Source organism: Streptosporangium sp. NPDC004379 (assembly GCF_042873875.1).
GTDB lineage: Bacteria > Actinomycetota > Actinomycetes > Streptosporangiales > Streptosporangiaceae > Streptosporangium.
This window is the reverse complement of sequence record NZ_JBIAMC010000017.1, coordinates 70756-86014: the sequence shown is the minus strand read 5'-3', so window position 1 is coordinate 86014 and position 15259 is coordinate 70756. Positions and strand designations below refer to the sequence as shown.

The following is a 15259-nucleotide window of genomic DNA, read 5'->3' as shown; positions in this document are numbered from 1 at the left end:
CGTGATGACCCGTGAGAAGCCCTGGCGCGGAGTGATGGTGGCCACCGCGCTGCCGCTCGGCGGCGAGGACCTGGCGCCCGACTTCGGCCGCTACGCCGAGCACTGCCGCTGGCTGGTCGCCGGCGGCTGCGACGGCGTGGTGCCGAACGGCTCGCTGGGCGAGTACCAGACGCTGACCGCCGAGGAGCGGGCCCAGGTCGTGGAGACCGCGGTCGAGGCGGTCGGCGGCGACCGCGTCATGCCGGGGATCGCCGCCTACGGCGCGCTGGAGGCGCGCCGCTGGGCCGAGCAGGCCCGCGACGCCGGCTGCGGGGCGGTCATGCTGCTGCCGCCCAACGCCTACCGGGCCGACGAGCGGGCCGTGCTGGAGCACTACCGCGAGGTCGCCCGGGCGGGCGTGCCGATCGTGGCCTACAACAACCCCTTCGACACCAAGGTGGACCTCACCCCCGCGTTGCTGGCCCGGCTCCACGAGGAGGGGCTGATCGTCGCGGTCAAGGAGTTCACCGGCGACGTGCGCCGGGCCTACGAGCTGGCCGAACTGGCTCCCGGCCTGGACCTGCTGGTCGGCTCCGACGACGTGCTGGTGGAGCTGCTGCTGGCCGGCGCGGTCGGCTGGGTGGCCGGTTACCCCAACGCGCTGCCCGAGTCGTGCGCGGCCCTGTACGCCGCGGCCGCGGCCGGTGACCTGGCCACCGCGCTGCCGCTGTACCGTTCGCTGCACCCGCTGCTGCGCTGGGACTCCAAGACCGAGTTCGTCCAGGCCATCAAGCTGTCCATGGACCTGGCCGGCCGGCCGGGCGGCCCGTGCCGCCCGCCGCGCACACCGCTGACCCCCGAGCAGGAGGCCGCGGTGCGCACCGCGACCGAGAAGGTCCTGGCGGAGGGCCTGCGCTAGCACCGCGGGTCCTGAGGGCGCCCGCCGTACCTCCCCGGCAGGGGAGGCCGAACGTCCCCGAGGGAGGGAGACCGAGCCCTCCCGAGGGGGAACCGAACGTCCCCGAGGAGGGGGAGATGAGAACGAAACGGGTCTTCCACGCGGTGGACTCCCACACCGAGGGCATGCCCACCCGGGTGATCACCGGGGGGGTGGGGGTCATCCCCGGGGCCACCATGGCCGAGCGCCGCGAGCACTTCCTGGCCGAGATGGACCACGTCAGGACCCTGCTGATGTACGAGCCGCGCGGCCACTCGGCCATGAGCGGCGCCATCCTGCAGCCGCCCACCCGGCCCGACGCCGACTACGGCGTGCTCTACATCGAGGTGTCCGGCTGCCTGCCGATGTGCGGCCACGGCACCATCGGCGTGGCGACCGTGCTGGTGGAGACCGGGATGGTCGAGGTCGTCGAGCCGGTCACCACCATCCGGCTCGACACCCCCGCCGGGCTGGTCGTCGCCGAGGTGCGCGTCGAGGACGGCGCGGCCGTCGCGGTCACCATCGTCAACGTGCCCTCCTTCAGCGCCGGCCTGGACCGGGTGGTCGAGGTGCCCGGCCTGGGGGAGGTCCGCTACGACCTGGCGTACGGCGGCAACTTCTACGCGATCGTGCCGATCGAGTCGGTGGGCCTGCCGTTCGACCGCGCCGCCAAGGACCGCATCCTCGGCGCGGGGCTGGAGATCATGAAGGCGGTCAACGAGCAGGACGAGCCGGTCCATCCGCTGGACGACGGCATCCGGGGCTGCCACCACGTGCACTTCACCGCCCCGGGGTCCGACGCCCGCCGCTCGCGGCACGCGATGGCGATCCACCCCGGCTGGTTCGACCGTTCGCCGTGCGGCACCGGCACGAGCGCCCGGATGGCGCAGCTGCACGCCCGGGGCGAGCTGGGCCTGGACACCGACTTCGTCAACGAGTCGTTCATCGGCACCCGGTTCGTCGGGCGGCTCGTCGCTGAGACGGAGGTGGCGGGCCGGCCCGCGGTGGTCCCGGCCATCACCGGGCGGGCGTGGGTCACCGGGACCGCGCAGTACTTCCTCGACCCGCGCGACCCCTTCCCCGCGGGCTTCCTGCTCTGATCCGGGTGTGATCCCGGGCCGGGTCCTGACCCGGCCCGGCCCGCACCCGCCTCCGTCGTCCCGTGCCCCGGTACGGCGGGCCGTTCCGCACCGGCCCGCCGTACCGGTTCCGCGTGCCGTGCCGCGGGCGTCCGCGGGGTGCCGGACGCCGGTAGATGAAGGTTCGGGACGAGAAGGCTAACGGTCTTGTTTCGGTCCTTGACGGCTCAGGGCCCACCTATGTGCAATGTCACACATCACTAGCCGTGAGGAGCCGCACATGCGTGCCATCCCCCTTGCCCCCATCGCCTCGCTGGCCGCCGTGGCCCTGCTCGCCACCGGATGTGGCCAGGGGCTGCTCGGCGGCGGCGACGGAGGCGACACCGCCAAGACGAACGAGCCGATCGTCCTCGGAATGCTGATCCCCCAGTCGGGCAGCGAGGCCGCGATCGGCCCCTATATGAGCAACGCGGCCCAGCTCGCCGTGGACGAGATCAACGCCAAGGGCGGGGTCCTCGGCCGAAAGCTGGAGCTCAAGACCGCCGACGACGCCTGCGACGCCCAGTCCGCGGCGGCCGGAGCCAACAAGCTGGTCACCGAGGGGGTGGACGTCTCGGTCGGAGGATACTGCTCCGGCGCGACGCTGCCCACCCTTCCCATCTTCGGGAAGTCGAACATACCGATGATCATCCCGGCGGCCAACTCCCAGGAGCTGGTCGACCAGAAGCTCAAGCACGTCTTCCTCATCAACGGCACCGGCACCCAGCAGGCCGCCGCCGCCGAGAAGTGGATGACCAAGCAGGGCGCCAAGAACGTCGCGCTGATGCACGACAACACCAGCTACTCCAAGGACATCGCGCTGCGCACCAAGACCCTGCTGGACGCCCCCGGCGGCCCCGACACCGCGCTCGTCGAGGCGGTGACCCCCAAGGAGAGCGACTACAGCGCCAACATCACCAACGTGCTGGCCAAGAAGCCCGACTTCGTCTACTGGACCGGCTACTTCCAGGAGGGCGGCCTGATCGCCCGCCAGCTCCGCCAGGCCGGGTACAAGGGCTCCATCATGGTCGGCGACGGCTCGGTCTCGCCCAAGCTCGTCGAGATCGCCGGGCCCGAGGCCGCCGAGGGCGTCTACGCCACCATGACCCAGACCCCCGACACCCTGGAGGGCGCCGAGGGCTGGATCGAGGCGTACAAGAAGAAGTTCGGCACCGAGCCCGGCCCCTACTCCAACCAGGCCTACGACGCCGTAAGGCTGGCCGCCGAGGCCGTCGGCAAGGCGGGCGGCACCGACGGCGCCAAGGTCATCTCGGCGCTGGAGGCGATCGACGGGTTCCAGATGTTCTCCGGCCCGCTGAAGTTCACCCCCGAGCACACCCTGTCCAACGGCGGCTTCCAGATCCTGGTCGTCAAGGACGGCAAGATCACCCTGCAGGACTCCCTGAAATGACGCAGCTCATCTGGAACGGGCTGTTCGTCGGCTCGTTCTACGCCCTGGTGGCGCTGGGCTACAGCATGGTCTACGGGATCATCAAACTGCTCAACTTCGCCCACGGCGACCTGTACATGCTCGGCGCGTTCGCCGGCTTCGCCATCCTCGGCGCGGTCGGCGGCGTGTCCTCCTCGATGGCGCTGCCGGTGCTGCTGGCCGTACTGGTGGTCACCATGGCCGTCACCGGCCTGGCCGGGGTGGCGCTGGAACGGATCGCCTACCGGCCCCTGCGCCGCGCCCCCCGCCTCTCCCTGCTGATCACCGCGGTCGGCGCGTCCTTCGCCCTGGAGTACGGCATGCGCGCCGCCGCCGGGGCCGACCCGCGGGTCTACCCGCTGCGGCTCGGCGGCACCTCGCTGGAGGTCGCCGGGGCCAGGCTGACGCTCGCGCAGCTCGTCCTGGTCGGGGTGGCCGTGGTCCTGATGATCGGGCTGAACCTGCTGGTCACCCGGACCCGCGAGGGCCGCGCCATGCGGGCCATCGCCCTGGACCCGGCCACCAGCTCGCTGATGGGCATCGACGTCAACGCCGTCATCTCCCGGACCTTCTTCATCGGCTCGGCCCTCGCCGGAGCCGCCGGGGTGATGGCGGGCGCCTACTACGGCAAGATCGACTTCCTGATGGGGTTCCTGATCGGGCTCAAGGCGTTCACCGCGGCCGTCATCGGCGGCATCGGCAACATCCCCGGCACGATGCTCGGCGGGCTGGTGCTCGGCCTGCTGGAGTCGTTCGGCACGTTCTGGCTGGGCGGCGAGTGGCGCGACGTCTTCGCCTTCGGGGTGCTGATCCTGTTCCTGACCGTGCGGCCCACCGGCCTGCTCGGCGAACGCGTGACGGAGCGAGTGTGACCCGCATCCCCGACGCCACCCCCGAAGACGTCAAGACCCCGGAGGTCCGCCGCCGCGGCGCCGGCAAGCCGCCCACCCGCGCCTCCCGGCTGCTGCAGAACCGCTGGGCCGGGCTGGCCGGCCTGCTCGTCGCGCTGCTCGCGCCGTTCGTCGACGCCACGCCGTACGCGCTGTCGGTCATGACCAGCGCGGCCATCTTCGTGATGCTCGCCGCCGGGCTGAACATCGTGGTCGGCTACTGCGGCCTGCTCGACCTCGGCTACGTCGCGTTCTTCGCGGTCGGCGCCTACACCAGCGGCGTGCTGGCCACCCGCCTGGACCTGCCGCTGGTGGCCACCGTGCCGGCCGTCATCGTCGTCACGGTCGTCGCGGGCGTCGTCATCGGCGCGCCCACCCTGCGGCTGCGCAGCGACTACCTCGCCATCGTCACCCTCGGCTTCGGCGAGATCATCCGGATCACCGCCAACAACCTGGACGTCACCGGCGGCCCCTCGGGCATCTACGGCATCCCCGGCCTGACCGGGAGCCCGGTCGCGTTCTACTACCTGACCGTGGTCGTCGTCGCGCTGGCCGTCCTCGGCGCCGCCCGGCTGGGCCGCTCCCGCATCGGCCGGGCCTGGCGGTTCGTCCGCGAGGACGAGGACGCCGCCGAGGCCATGGGCGTGCACACCTACCGCGTCAAGCTCGCCGCCTACATCGCCGGCGCCGTCTGGGGCGGCCTGGCCGGGGTGCTGTTCGCCGCCCACCTGTCGGCGATCTCCCCGGGCAGCTTCACCTTCCTGCAGTCGGCCCTGGTGCTGATGGCCGTCGTCCTGGGCGGCATGGGCTCGATCCCCGGCGTCGTCATCGGCGCCATCGTGATCAGCATCCTGCCGGAGATCCTCCGCGACCTGGCCGACTACCGGTTCTTCCTGTTCGGAGTCCTGCTCATCGCCGTCATGCTGCTGCGCCCGCAGGGGCTGTGGCCCGCCCGGTCCAAGGAGGTCCCGTGACGACCCTGCTCAGCGTTTCGGACCTGCGCCTGGCCTTCGGCGGGCTGCTGGCCATCGACGGGCTGACGTTCTCGGTGAACGAGGCGGAGGTCGTCTCGGTCATCGGGCCCAACGGCGCCGGCAAGACCTCGGCATTCAACTGCGTCACCGGCTTCTACCGCCCCACCGCCGGGGAGATCACCCTGCGCGGCCGGAGCCTGCGCGGCCTGCGGCCGTCGGCCGTCGCCGCGCTCGGCGTCGCCAGGACCTTCCAGAACCTGCGCCTGTTCGGCGAGCTGTCGGTCCTGGACAACGTGAGGGCCGGCGCCCACCTGTGGCTGCGGCAGAACGTCCTGGACGCACTGCTGCACACCCCCCGCTACCGCCGCTCCGAACGTGAGTGCACCGAGCAGGCCCACCACTGGCTCGACTTCGTCGGCCTGCGCGGCGACCGGTACGGCGAGGCCCGCCACCTGCCCTACGGCGAGCAGCGCCGCGTCGAGATCGCCAGGGCGCTGGCCCGCCGCCCCGACCTGCTGCTGCTCGACGAGCCCGCCGCCGGCCTCAACCACGGCGAGAAGACCGAACTGCTCGACCTGATCCGCCGCATCCAGGCGCTGGGCGTGGCCATCGTCCTCATCGAGCACGACATGGGCCTGGTCATGGAGGTCTCCGAGCGCGTGGTCGTGCTCAACTTCGGCAAGGAGATCGCCGACGGCCGCCCGGAGGACGTGCGCCGCGACCCGGCCGTCATCGAGGCCTACCTCGGGAGCGACACCCATGCTTGAGATCAGCGGACTCGACGTCCACTACGGCGGCGTGCACGCCCTGCGCGGGCTGTCGCTCACCGTCGGGCAGGGCGAGATCGTCGCCCTGCTCGGCAACAACGGCGCCGGCAAGACCACCACCCTGGCGGCGGCCTCCGGGCTGGTGCGGCCCAGCGGCGGCACGGTCGTCTTCGACGGCCACGACGTCACCGGCGCGAAGCCGCACCGCGTCACCGCCCTGGGACTGGTCCACGTCCCCGAGGGCCGCCGGGTCTTCAGCACCCTCACCGTCCACGAGAACCTCCAGATCGGCGGCTACCTCGTCCGTGACCAGGCCGAGGTGCGACGGCGGATCGACCGGGTCTACGGGCTGCTGCCCCGGCTGGCCGAGCGGCGCGCCCAGCAGGGCGGCACGCTGTCCGGCGGCGAGCAGCAGATGCTCGCCATCGGCCGGGCCCTGGTCACCGGGCCCAGGACGCTGCTGCTCGACGAGCCGTCCATGGGACTGGCCCCGCTGGTGGTCGCGTCGGTGATGGAGCTGATCGCCCAGATCAACGCCGAGGGCACCTCGGTGCTGCTCGTCGAGCAGAACGCCACCGCCGCGCTCGGCATCGCCCACCGCGGCTACGTGATCGAGAACGGCGAACGCGTGCTGGAGGGGCCGGCCGCCGAGCTGCGCGACGACCCCCGGGTGGTCGAGGCGTACCTGGGCGGCGTCTGACGGCACCGTGGGGCGTCCCACGGCGTCCCACGGCGTCCCATGACGTCCCACAGTGCCGCACGGTGCCGCACGGCGCCGCGTCCCGGAGCAGGACCTTCACGGGGCCGCCCCGGGGAGAAGACCCCACGGAGGGCGGCCCCGCACCGGGCCGGAACGACAGAACGGGAGAACATGCGGATCCACACGGTGGACTACCACACCGGCGGCGAGCCGTTCCGGATCGTCACCGCCGGGACGCCGGACATCCCCGGCGGCACCGTCCTCGAACGCCGCGAGGCGGCGCGGGCCCCCGAGGTCGACGCCGTGCGGCGGCTGCTCTGCCACGAGCCGCGCGGCCACGCCGACATGTACGGCTGCTTCCTCGTCCCGCCGGACGACGACGGAGCCCACCTCGGCGTGCTGTTCTGGCACAAGGACGGCTACTCCACCGCCTGCGGGCACGGCACCATCGCGCTCGGCGTCCACGCCGCCGAGACCGGCCTGGTCCCGACCGACCCGGACGGTGAGACCGACGTCGTGGTGGACGTCCCCTCCGGACGGGTGACGGCCCGGGTGCGCCGCTCGGCGGGCCGCGTCGAGGCCGTCACCTTTCGCAACGTCCCCTCCTACGTGCTCGCCAGGGACGTCGCCCTCGGCCCGCTCGCCGCCGCGGCCGGCCCGGCCGCGTCCGTCCCCGGACTCCCCGGCCTGGCCGGGGTGACCGCCGACGTCGCCTACGGCGGGGCCGTCTACGCCTCCGTCCCGGCCGCCGCGTTCGGCCTCAGCGTGGCCCCCGAGCACCTGACCGCGCTGATCGCGCTCGGCCGGGCCGTCAAGGCCGCCCTGGCCGGCCATCCCGCCGCCCGCCACCCGCGGGACGAGAGGCTGTCGGGGATCTACGGCGTCATCTTCCACGACGAGGCGGGCCTGGGCCACCAGCGCAACGTGACGGTCTTCGCCGACGGAGAGGTGGACCGTTCGCCCTGCGGCTCGGGCACCGCCGCCCGGCTGGCGCTGCTGCACGCCGACGGCTTCACCGGCACGCTCGTCCACGAGGGCGTCGTGGGGACCTCCTTCCGGGCGTGGGTGGCCGAGGAGACGGAGGAGGGCGTCGTCCCCGAGATCGAGGGCATGGCCTACCGCACCGGCGAGCACCGCTTCACCCTGGACCCGTGTGACCCGCTGGGCACCGGGTTCACGCTCCGATGAGCACGCCCCCCTACCTGGACGGGCCGGCGCTGCGCGAGCTGGTGCCGATGGCCGCGGCCGTACGGGTCCTGGAGGAGGCGCTGCTCGCCGGGCTCGACCCCGAGGACGGCCCGCGGCGGCCCGTCGTGGAGGTCCCCGCCGGGCAGCTGCTGCTGATGCCCGCCGCCTGGGGCCGCTTCGCCGGGATCAAGGTGGCCGGCGTCGCCCCGGGCAACCCCGCCCGCGGCCTGCCCCGGATCTGCGGCACCTACCTGCTGATGGACGGCGAGACCCTCGTCCCGCTGGCCCTGCTGGACGGAGCCGCCCTCACCGCGCTGCGCACCCCGGCCGTCTCGGCGCTGGCCGTACGGCACCTGGCCGCCGGGGACGCCGGGCACCTGACGGTGTTCGGCACCGGGCCGCAGGCGTGGGGGCACGTGGAGGCGCTGCGGACGGTCCGGCCGTTGCGGCGCGTGACCGTGGTCGCCCGGGATCCGGTCCGGGCGGGGGAGTTCGCCGCCCGCTGCGCCGCCGCGGGCCTGCGGGCCGACGCCGTGCCCGCCGCCGCGTACGCGGCCCCGTCCGGCGCGGCGTCCGGCGCGTACGGAGTCCCCGGCGGCGCGACGGCGGGCGCGGAGCCCGGAGCGGCGCACGTCGTGGCCGATCCCGGACAGGGCGGTCTCGTGGCCTGCTGTACCACCTCCAGGACCCCGTTGTTCGACGGTAGGATGATCCGCGACGGCGTGACCGTGATCGCGGTCGGCTCCCACGAGCCGGACGCCCGGGAGATCGACGACGATCTCGTCGCACGGTCCACCGTGGTCGTCGAGGCGCGCCGCGCCGCCCTCGCCGAGGCGGGTGATCTGGTCATCCCGCTGCGGAACGGTACGATCACCTCCGGTCATCTCGCCGGGAACCTCGCGGACCTGGTCACCGGCGCCGTGTCCCCCGGCCCGGGGCCGCGGGTGTTCAAGAGCGTGGGCATGGCATGGGAGGACCTGGTGGTGGCGGGAGCCGCCTACGAGGCGTGGCTGCGGGCCCGGATGACGAGATGAGAGGCGCGGGGATGGCTCCTTCGGCGGACGACCGGCTCGACCTGCCGGCGGTGGGTGAGCGGCAGAGCCTGCGGGAGCAGGTGGCGCACGCCCTGCGGGCCGCCCTGATCACCGGTGAGATGCGGCCCGGCGTCGTGTACTCGGCGCCCGTGCTGGCCGCCCAGTTCGGCGTCTCGGCCACCCCGGTGCGCGAGGCGATGCTCGACCTCGCGAAGGAGGGTCTGGTCGAGGCGGTGCGCAACAAGGGCTTCCGGGTCACCGAGCTGTCCGACCGCGACCTGGACGAGCTCACCGAGATCCGCCTGCTCATCGAGGTGCCCACGGTGACCCGACTGGCCGCCGGGAACGGCGCGGGCGGGGGAGCGGACGGCGCGGGAGGCACCGGCGGCGCCGCGAGGTTCGATCCGCTGCGCCCGCTGGCCCAGCGGATCGTCGACGCGGCAGACCGCGGCGACCTGCTCGCCTACGTCGACGCCGACATCCGCTTCCACCTGGAGCTGCTGGCGCTGGCCGGCAACGCGCACCTGGTGGACGTGGTGCGCGACCTGCGCGGCCGCGCCCGCCTGTACGGCCTGCCCGCCCTCAGCGCCCGGGGCGGCCTGGCCGGCTCCGCCCGCGAGCACCTCGACCTGCTCGACCTGCTGGCGGCCGGCGACCGGGAGGGCACCGAGCGGCTGATCCGCCGCCACATCGGCCACGTCCGCGGCATCTGGGCCGGCGGCGCCGAGTAACGTCCCGGGCCGCCCCGGCCGGAAGGCCGCGCGCCGTACGTCCGGGAGAACCGGGGCCCTACGCCCCGGGCCGGGCGTGGGTCAGCGGGCGCCGCGGGTGGAGCCCACGCTGGCGGCGACCACGCAGGCGATGGCGGCCCACTCGCGCGCGTCCAGCACCTCGCCCAGCACGACCAGCCCGATCAGCGCCGCCGCGGCCGGCTCCAGGCTCATCAGGATGCCGAACACCTGCTTGGGCATCCGGCGCAGCGCCTCCAGCTCGATCGAGTAGGGGATGACCGATGACAGCAGGCCCACCCCGAGCCCGATCAGCAGCACCTCCGGCCGCAGCAGATCCGCGCCGCCCGTTCCGACGCCCAGCGGCGCGATCACCACGAACGCCACGATCATCGCGAAGGACAGGCCGGTCGTGCCGGGGAAGCGCCGGCCCACGGCCGCCGACAGCACGATGTAGCCGGCCCAGCAGAGCGCGGCCACCAGCGCGAAGGCGATTCCGGTCCAGCTCGTCCGGGCCGCCGAGCCCCACGGGGCCAGCAGCGCGATCCCCGACCCGGCCAGCACGACCCAGAGCAGGTCCAGGCGGCGGCGCGAGGCGGCCACCGCCACCCCGAGCGGCCCGAGGAACTCGATCGCCACCGCGATGCCCATGGGCAGCCGGGCCAGAGCCTCGTAGAAGGACAGGTTCATCACGCCCAGGATCACGCCGAACGCCACCCCGGCCGCGACGTCCCGCCGGGTCAGGCCCCGCAGCCGGGGCCGGGCGACCACGCCCAGGACCAGCGCGCTCATCGCGATGCGCAGGAACACCACCGCGCTCGGCGGCAGCTGCGCGAACAGGTCCTTGGCGAAACCCGCGCCGAGCTGCACCGACAGGATGGCCAGGATGACCAGCCCGGACGGAGGGACGGCGTCGGCGGCGGTCCGCAGCAGCGCTCCCGGCCCCGGCAGCCCCCGCCGGTACGGCTCCGCCGGCCCGGGCAGCCCCTCGGCGGTCATGAGACTCCCCCTATGTCAGTGCCGTATCGACTTTCAGACCTTACTCGCCGGGCCCGGGGCGGGCGGACGCCGTCCGGGATGTGAGATCACCGGCGGCGGGTCATTCCCACCTGAAGGTGCGGGAGGCCAGGGCCAGGGAGGCCGCCGCCCAGACGGCGAGGATCGCGACGGCGCCCAGGGGGAGCGCCGCACCGCCGGTCAGCACCGCGCGCAGCCCGCCGGTCAGCGCGGAGATCGGAAGCAGCCGCAGCACAGGCTCCACCGCCGCGGGGAAGGCCGTCAGCGGGAAGATCACCCCGCCGCAGCCCAGCAGGACGAGGTAGACCAGGTTGGCCCCGGCGAGCGTGGCCTCGGCGCGCAGGGTGCCGGCCATCAGCAGCCCGAGGCCGCTGAAGGCGGCGGTGCCGAGCAGGATCAGCGTCAGCGCGGCCAGGGGGGAGCCCGAGGGCCGCCAGCCCAGGGCCACCGCCACCGCGCCGATGACGACCACCTGGACGACCTCCACGGCGATCACCGCGAGCGTCTTGGCCAGCATCAGCCCGGTCCGGGACAGCGGGCTGGCGCCCAGCCTCTTGAGCACGCCGTACCGGCGTTCGAAGCCGGTCGCGATGGCCTGGCCGGTGAAGGCGGTGGACATCACCGCGAGCGCGATCACACCGGGGGCGATGAAGGCCACCCGGGAGCCGCGGCCGACGTTCACCAGCGACGTGGTGGAGAAGCCGACGAGCAGCAGCACAGGGATGATCAGGGTGAGCAGGAGCTGCTCGCCGTTGCGGAGGGTCGACTTGATCTCCGCACCCGCCTGCGCGAGCACCATCCGCGGCAGCGGGGCGGCGCCGGGCGCCGGGGTGAGGTCGAGGGTGGTCACTGCGCTCTCCGTGCTCTCTGCGCCCTCAGGGCTCTCAGGGCTCGCTGTGTTCTCAGTGCCGGCTGTGCTCCCGGCGCTCCCGGTGCTCGCGCTCCGCCGGCGGGTCCGCCGCGGGGCGTGGCGGTCATCGGAGCTCCCGGCCGGTCAGCTCGAGGAAGACGTCCTCCAGCGTGCGGCGCTCGATGCTGAGGTCGGCGGCCGTGACGCCCTCCGCGGCGCACCAGGTGGTCACGGTGGCCAGCAGTTCCGGGCCGACCTGCCCCTCGATGATGTAGTGCCCCGAGGGGGACTCCTTGGCCGTGCTGCCGGAGGGCAGCGCGGCCAGCAGCTCGTCCAGCGACAGGCCCGGCCGGGCGCGGAAGCGCAGCTGCCGCTCGGCGCCGGTGAGGCTGCTCGGGGTGCCCTCGGCGACCACCCCGCCGTGGTCGATGATCACGACGTGGTCGGAGAGCCTCTCGGCCTCGTCCATGTGGTGGGTGGTGAGCACCACCGACACGCCGGCGGCCCGCAGGTCGGCGACGAGGTCCCAGCAGGCGTGCCGGGCCTGCGGGTCCAGGCCCGCGGTCGGTTCGTCGAGGAAGACCAGCTCCGGACGGCCGACGACGGCCGCGGCCAGCGAGACGCGCTGCTGCTGCCCGCCCGACAGCCTGCGGTACGGCGTGCGGGCGTGCTCGGTCATCCCGAGCCGCTCCAGCAGCGCCGCCGGGTCCAGGGGGTGGGCGTGGAAACGCGACATCAGGCGCAGCCACTCCCCGCAGCGCGCCGCCGGGGGGACGCCCCCGGCCTGGAGCATCACCCCGACCCGGGCGCGCAGCTCCGGCCGGGCGGGCGGGAGGCCCAGCACCCGGACGGTGCCGCCGTCGGGCCGCCGGAACCCCTCGCAGATCTCGATGGTCGAGGTCTTGCCCGCCCCGTTGGGGCCGAGGATGGCGGTGACCGCGCCGCGGCCCGCGGTGAGCGTGAGACCGTCGATCGCGGTGGTGCGGCCGTATCTCTTGACCAGATCGATGATCTCGACGGCTGGGGACTCCATGACCACGAGTTTAGGGACCACCCCGGGTGCTCCCGCTGCCGGACCTGCGGTTGTTCCCGGCGTGGCGGCGAGCCGTCCCCGCGTCCGGTAAAGGCTTCGGGCGGATCCCGCCAAGGCTCCCGATCGGCCGCCCGGTCCGCCGAGGGCCGCGTGCCACTCTGTGCCTGTCCCGAATCACGACATGAGGAGGTTCGGCGTGTCCGAGCGGAGTGGCTGCAAATCAGGTGTCCCGTGCTGGGTGGAGCTGTCGAGCGCCGACGTCACCCTGTCGGTCCGGTTCTACCGCGAGGTCTTCGGCTGGGAGGCGGTGTTCGACCCGCGTCCGGAGTCGGGAGGGTACGGCCGGTTCACCCTCGGCGGCAGGGCCGTGGCCGGCGTCGGGCCGGGCTCGGGCGACGGCGTCCCCTCGGTCTGGAACACCTATGTGGCCACCGACGACGCGGGCGTCACGGCGCTGAAGGTCCGCGCCGCCGGGGGAGAGGTCGTCTGCGAGCCGGCGGAGGTCCTCGGCGAGGGCGTCGCCGCGGCCTTCCAGGACCCCTGGGGCGCCGTCTTCGCCGCCTGGCAGCCGGGCCTGCACCGGGGCGCGGAGGTGACCGGCGAGCCGGGCGCGTTCGCCTGGAGCGAGCTGGTGACCGCCGACCCCCGGGGCTGCGACCCCTTCTACGCGTCCGTCTTCGGCTGGAGCCGCGCTGACGGCGAGGCCGGCGGGGCCGGTGGGACCGACGCGATCGGCGGGCCGGACGGCGACCGCGTCGAGTGGCGGGTGGACGGCCGTCCCGTCGCCGGGGCCTCGGCGGCCCGGGGGCCGCTCCCGCCCGGCGCGCCGCCGTACTGGCTGGTCTGCTTCGCCGTCGAGGACGTCGGCGAGGCCGTGGCGAGGATCGTCCACCTGGGCGGCTCGCTGGAGACGCCGCCCACGACGACGCCGGCGGGCAGGACGGCGGTCGTCGCCGACCCGCAGGCGGCCCTGTTCGCCGTGGTCGGCCCGCGGGAGGCGACCGGCTGACCCCGTGACCGGAGTGCCGGCCGCGACCGGCCGGCACCGCCGTCGCGGCGCCGGCCGTACGGCGAGCGCTAACCTTTTTTCCTCATATTTCCGAAATTTGGGAATTCGGATGGCCTGATTGCGGTTCCAGACCCCTGGCCCTCAAGGGCCCGTCGTGGCCCGTGAGGGAAAAGGGGTTGGAGTAGATGACCGCGGCAGCCGCCGAGTCAGAGAAGGCGTCCGTCGAGCCCGCGGAGGCCTCGGCCGCGCCCGAGGGGGTGCTCGCCGAGCCCGCCGGGCCCGTGGAGGCGGTGGAGGCGTCCGCCGGATCCGTGGAGGCGCCCGCCGCGCGGCGCAGGGGGACGCTGCTGCTCATCCTGGGCGCGCTGTCCGCGATCGGCCCGCTGTCGATCGACATGTACCTGCCGGCGCTGCCGGCCATCGCCGCCGAGATGGACGCCGGCCAGTCCCAGGTGCAGCTCAGCCTGACCGCCTGCCTGATCGGGGTCTCGGCGGGGCAGATCCTCGCCGGCCCGATCAGCGACGTGCGGGGACGGCGGAAGCCGCTGCTGATCGGCATCGCGGCCTACGCCGTCGCCTCCCTGCTGTGCGCGTTCTCGCCCGGCGTCTACGGCCTTGTCGGGTTCCGGCTGCTGCAGGGCGTTGCGGGCGGCGCCGCGCTGGTGATCGTGCGGGCCGTCGTCCGCGACCTCTACCAGGGCGCGGCCATCGCCCGCATCTTCGCCACCCTCATGCTGGTCAGCGGCCTCGCGCCGATCCTCGCCCCCATCGCGGGCGCCCAGTTGCTGGCCCACACCTCCTGGCGGGGCGTGTTCGTCTCGCTCTCCGTCGCGGGGCTGCTCCTGCTGGCGGCGGCCCTGTTCGGGGTGCGCGAGACGCTGCCGCCCGGCAGGCGCGAGGAGGGCGGGCTGCGGCACACCCTCGTCACCTTCTGGCACCTGCTGCGCGACCGGTCGTTCATGTCCAGCGCGCTCACCGGCGGCCTGGGCTTCGGCGCGATGTTCGCCTACATCTCCGCCTCGCCGTTCGTGGTCCAGGAGGTCTACGGCGCCTCCCCGCAGACGTACTCGCTGCTGTTCGCGCTGAACGCCTTCGGGCTGACCGTCGCCGCGCAGATCGGCGGGCGGCTGGCCGGGCGCAGGGTCGCCCCCTCCCGGCTGATCGTCATCGGCCTGGTCCTCTTCGCCGCGGGCGCCGCGGTGCTGATGGCCACCGCCCTCGCCCACCTGCCGCTGCCGGTGCTGGCCGCCGGCCTGTTCGTCATGATGTGCGGGGGCGGGCTGGTGATGCCCGGCGCCGGGGCGCTCGCCCTGGCCGGGCAGCCGCAGCAGGTCGCCGGGAGCGCCTCGGCGCTGACCGGTGTGCTGCAGTTCGCGCTCGGCGCCGTCGCCGCGCCGCTGACCGGCCTGGCGGGCGGGGGAGCGCTGCCGATGGCCGCGGTGCTCGCCGTCTTCGCGCTGGCCGCCCTCGCCGCCTTCACCGTGCTGCGCCGCGGCGCCTCCTCCGTCGTCCCGGTGGATGTCGTCCCGGCGGATTAGGTAAGCCTTTCCTGCGTGATGAACAGCACGAGAGGGACCGCACGCAGCGGTTTGTCAGGCGGGAAGGA

The 15259-nt window shown here is 74.0% G+C and carries 15 protein-coding genes; 12 read left to right on the top strand and 3 right to left on the bottom strand.

Annotated elements, in window-relative coordinates; translation table 11 throughout:
• Nucleotides 1-4 precede the first annotated feature (4 nt).
• From ACFYSC_RS29845 to ACFYSC_RS29800, 10 genes are all read left to right on the top strand, one after another.
• Nucleotides 5-898 (top strand): dihydrodipicolinate synthase family protein, encoded by an 894-nt coding sequence (locus ACFYSC_RS29845; protein WP_389968292.1) that lies wholly within the window; start codon nt 5-7, stop codon nt 896-898.
• A 116-nt stretch (nt 899-1014) separates the two neighbouring features.
• Nucleotides 1015-2016, top strand: coding sequence for a proline racemase family protein (locus ACFYSC_RS29840; RefSeq protein ID WP_362947511.1), 1002 nt, complete (start codon nt 1015-1017; stop codon nt 2014-2016).
• Nucleotides 2017-2275: 259 nt separating this feature from the next.
• A complete protein-coding gene (locus tag ACFYSC_RS29835) occupies nt 2276-3445 on the top strand; it encodes a branched-chain amino acid ABC transporter substrate-binding protein (protein ID WP_389968289.1) in 1170 nt (389 codons plus the stop codon).
• Nucleotides 3442-4335, top strand: a complete 894-nt coding sequence (locus ACFYSC_RS29830) for a branched-chain amino acid ABC transporter permease (protein ID WP_362944052.1) — start codon at nt 3442-3444, stop codon at nt 4333-4335. The genes ACFYSC_RS29835 and ACFYSC_RS29830 overlap by 4 nt, the downstream gene beginning before the upstream one ends.
• Complete coding sequence (locus tag ACFYSC_RS29825) at nt 4332-5327, top strand: branched-chain amino acid ABC transporter permease (protein WP_389968287.1); 996 nt, start codon at nt 4332-4334, stop codon at nt 5325-5327. The genes ACFYSC_RS29830 and ACFYSC_RS29825 overlap by 4 nt, the downstream gene beginning before the upstream one ends.
• The gene (locus ACFYSC_RS29820; RefSeq protein ID WP_362944056.1) at nt 5324-6094 is read left to right on the top strand and encodes an ABC transporter ATP-binding protein; all 771 of its coding nucleotides are present in this window, start codon (nt 5324-5326) and stop codon (nt 6092-6094) included. Before ACFYSC_RS29825 ends, ACFYSC_RS29820 begins: the two co-directional genes overlap by 4 nt.
• On the top strand, nt 6087-6794 hold the full coding sequence (locus ACFYSC_RS29815; protein WP_362944058.1) for an ABC transporter ATP-binding protein: 708 nt from the start codon (nt 6087-6089) through the stop codon (nt 6792-6794). Before ACFYSC_RS29820 ends, ACFYSC_RS29815 begins: the two co-directional genes overlap by 8 nt.
• A gap of 171 nt (nt 6795-6965) precedes the next feature.
• Nucleotides 6966-7982, top strand: coding sequence for a proline racemase family protein (locus ACFYSC_RS29810; protein ID WP_389968284.1), 1017 nt, complete (start codon nt 6966-6968; stop codon nt 7980-7982).
• Nucleotides 7979-9016, top strand: a complete 1038-nt coding sequence (locus ACFYSC_RS29805) for an ornithine cyclodeaminase family protein (protein ID WP_389968282.1) — start codon at nt 7979-7981, stop codon at nt 9014-9016. Before ACFYSC_RS29810 ends, ACFYSC_RS29805 begins: the two co-directional genes overlap by 4 nt.
• An 11-nt stretch (nt 9017-9027) precedes the next feature.
• On the top strand, nt 9028-9747 hold the full coding sequence (locus ACFYSC_RS29800; RefSeq protein WP_389968280.1) for a GntR family transcriptional regulator: 720 nt from the start codon (nt 9028-9030) through the stop codon (nt 9745-9747).
• A gap of 81 nt (nt 9748-9828) precedes the next feature.
• Here ACFYSC_RS29800 and ACFYSC_RS29795 read toward each other — a convergent pair whose 3' ends face one another.
• The 3 genes from ACFYSC_RS29795 to ACFYSC_RS29785 form a co-directional block, all read right to left on the bottom strand.
• Entirely contained in the window at nt 9829-10743 is a 915-nt protein-coding gene (locus tag ACFYSC_RS29795) for a DMT family transporter (RefSeq protein WP_389968278.1), read from the bottom strand.
• Between the two features lie 100 nt (nt 10744-10843).
• Nucleotides 10844-11611, bottom strand: coding sequence for an ABC transporter permease (locus tag ACFYSC_RS29790; RefSeq protein ID WP_389968276.1), 768 nt, complete (start codon nt 11609-11611; stop codon nt 10844-10846).
• A 124-nt stretch (nt 11612-11735) separates the two neighbouring features.
• Complete coding sequence (locus ACFYSC_RS29785) at nt 11736-12644, bottom strand: ABC transporter ATP-binding protein (protein ID WP_389968275.1); 909 nt, start codon at nt 12642-12644, stop codon at nt 11736-11738.
• Nucleotides 12645-12840: 196 nt separating this feature from the next.
• Between ACFYSC_RS29785 and ACFYSC_RS29780 the strand changes: the two genes are divergently transcribed.
• Nucleotides 12841-13653: a VOC family protein gene (locus tag ACFYSC_RS29780; protein WP_389968273.1), complete on the top strand. Its 813-nt coding sequence runs from the start codon at nt 12841-12843 to the stop codon at nt 13651-13653.
• Between the two features lie 185 nt (nt 13654-13838).
• Nucleotides 13839-15191 carry a multidrug effflux MFS transporter gene (locus ACFYSC_RS29775; RefSeq protein ID WP_389968271.1) on the top strand — a complete coding sequence of 451 codons (1353 nt, stop codon included), beginning with the start codon at nt 13839-13841 and terminating at the stop codon, nt 15189-15191.
• The last annotated feature ends 68 nt before the right edge of the window (nt 15192-15259 follow it).

What these genes read in the sequence shown, in the direction of transcription:
- ACFYSC_RS29845 (WP_389968292.1), top strand. Translation starts at nt 5, where the DNA reads ATGACCCGTGAGAAGCCCTGGCGCGGAGTGATGGTGGCCACCGCGCTG.
- ACFYSC_RS29840 (WP_362947511.1), top strand. Translation starts at nt 1,015, where the DNA reads ATGAGAACGAAACGGGTCTTCCACGCGGTGGACTCCCACACCGAGGGC.
- ACFYSC_RS29835 (WP_389968289.1), top strand. Translation starts at nt 2,276, where the DNA reads ATGCGTGCCATCCCCCTTGCCCCCATCGCCTCGCTGGCCGCCGTGGCC.
- ACFYSC_RS29830 (WP_362944052.1), top strand. Translation starts at nt 3,442, where the DNA reads ATGACGCAGCTCATCTGGAACGGGCTGTTCGTCGGCTCGTTCTACGCC.
- ACFYSC_RS29815 (WP_362944058.1), top strand. Translation starts at nt 6,087, where the DNA reads ATGCTTGAGATCAGCGGACTCGACGTCCACTACGGCGGCGTGCACGCC.
- ACFYSC_RS29810 (WP_389968284.1), top strand. Translation starts at nt 6,966, where the DNA reads ATGCGGATCCACACGGTGGACTACCACACCGGCGGCGAGCCGTTCCGG.
- ACFYSC_RS29805 (WP_389968282.1), top strand. Translation starts at nt 7,979, where the DNA reads ATGAGCACGCCCCCCTACCTGGACGGGCCGGCGCTGCGCGAGCTGGTG.
- ACFYSC_RS29800 (WP_389968280.1), top strand. Translation starts at nt 9,028, where the DNA reads ATGGCTCCTTCGGCGGACGACCGGCTCGACCTGCCGGCGGTGGGTGAG.
- ACFYSC_RS29795 (WP_389968278.1), bottom strand. Translation starts at nt 10,743, where the DNA reads ATGACCGCCGAGGGGCTGCCCGGGCCGGCGGAGCCGTACCGGCGGGGG.
- ACFYSC_RS29785 (WP_389968275.1), bottom strand. Translation starts at nt 12,644, where the DNA reads ATGGAGTCCCCAGCCGTCGAGATCATCGATCTGGTCAAGAGATACGGC.
- ACFYSC_RS29775 (WP_389968271.1), top strand. Translation starts at nt 13,839, where the DNA reads ATGACCGCGGCAGCCGCCGAGTCAGAGAAGGCGTCCGTCGAGCCCGCG.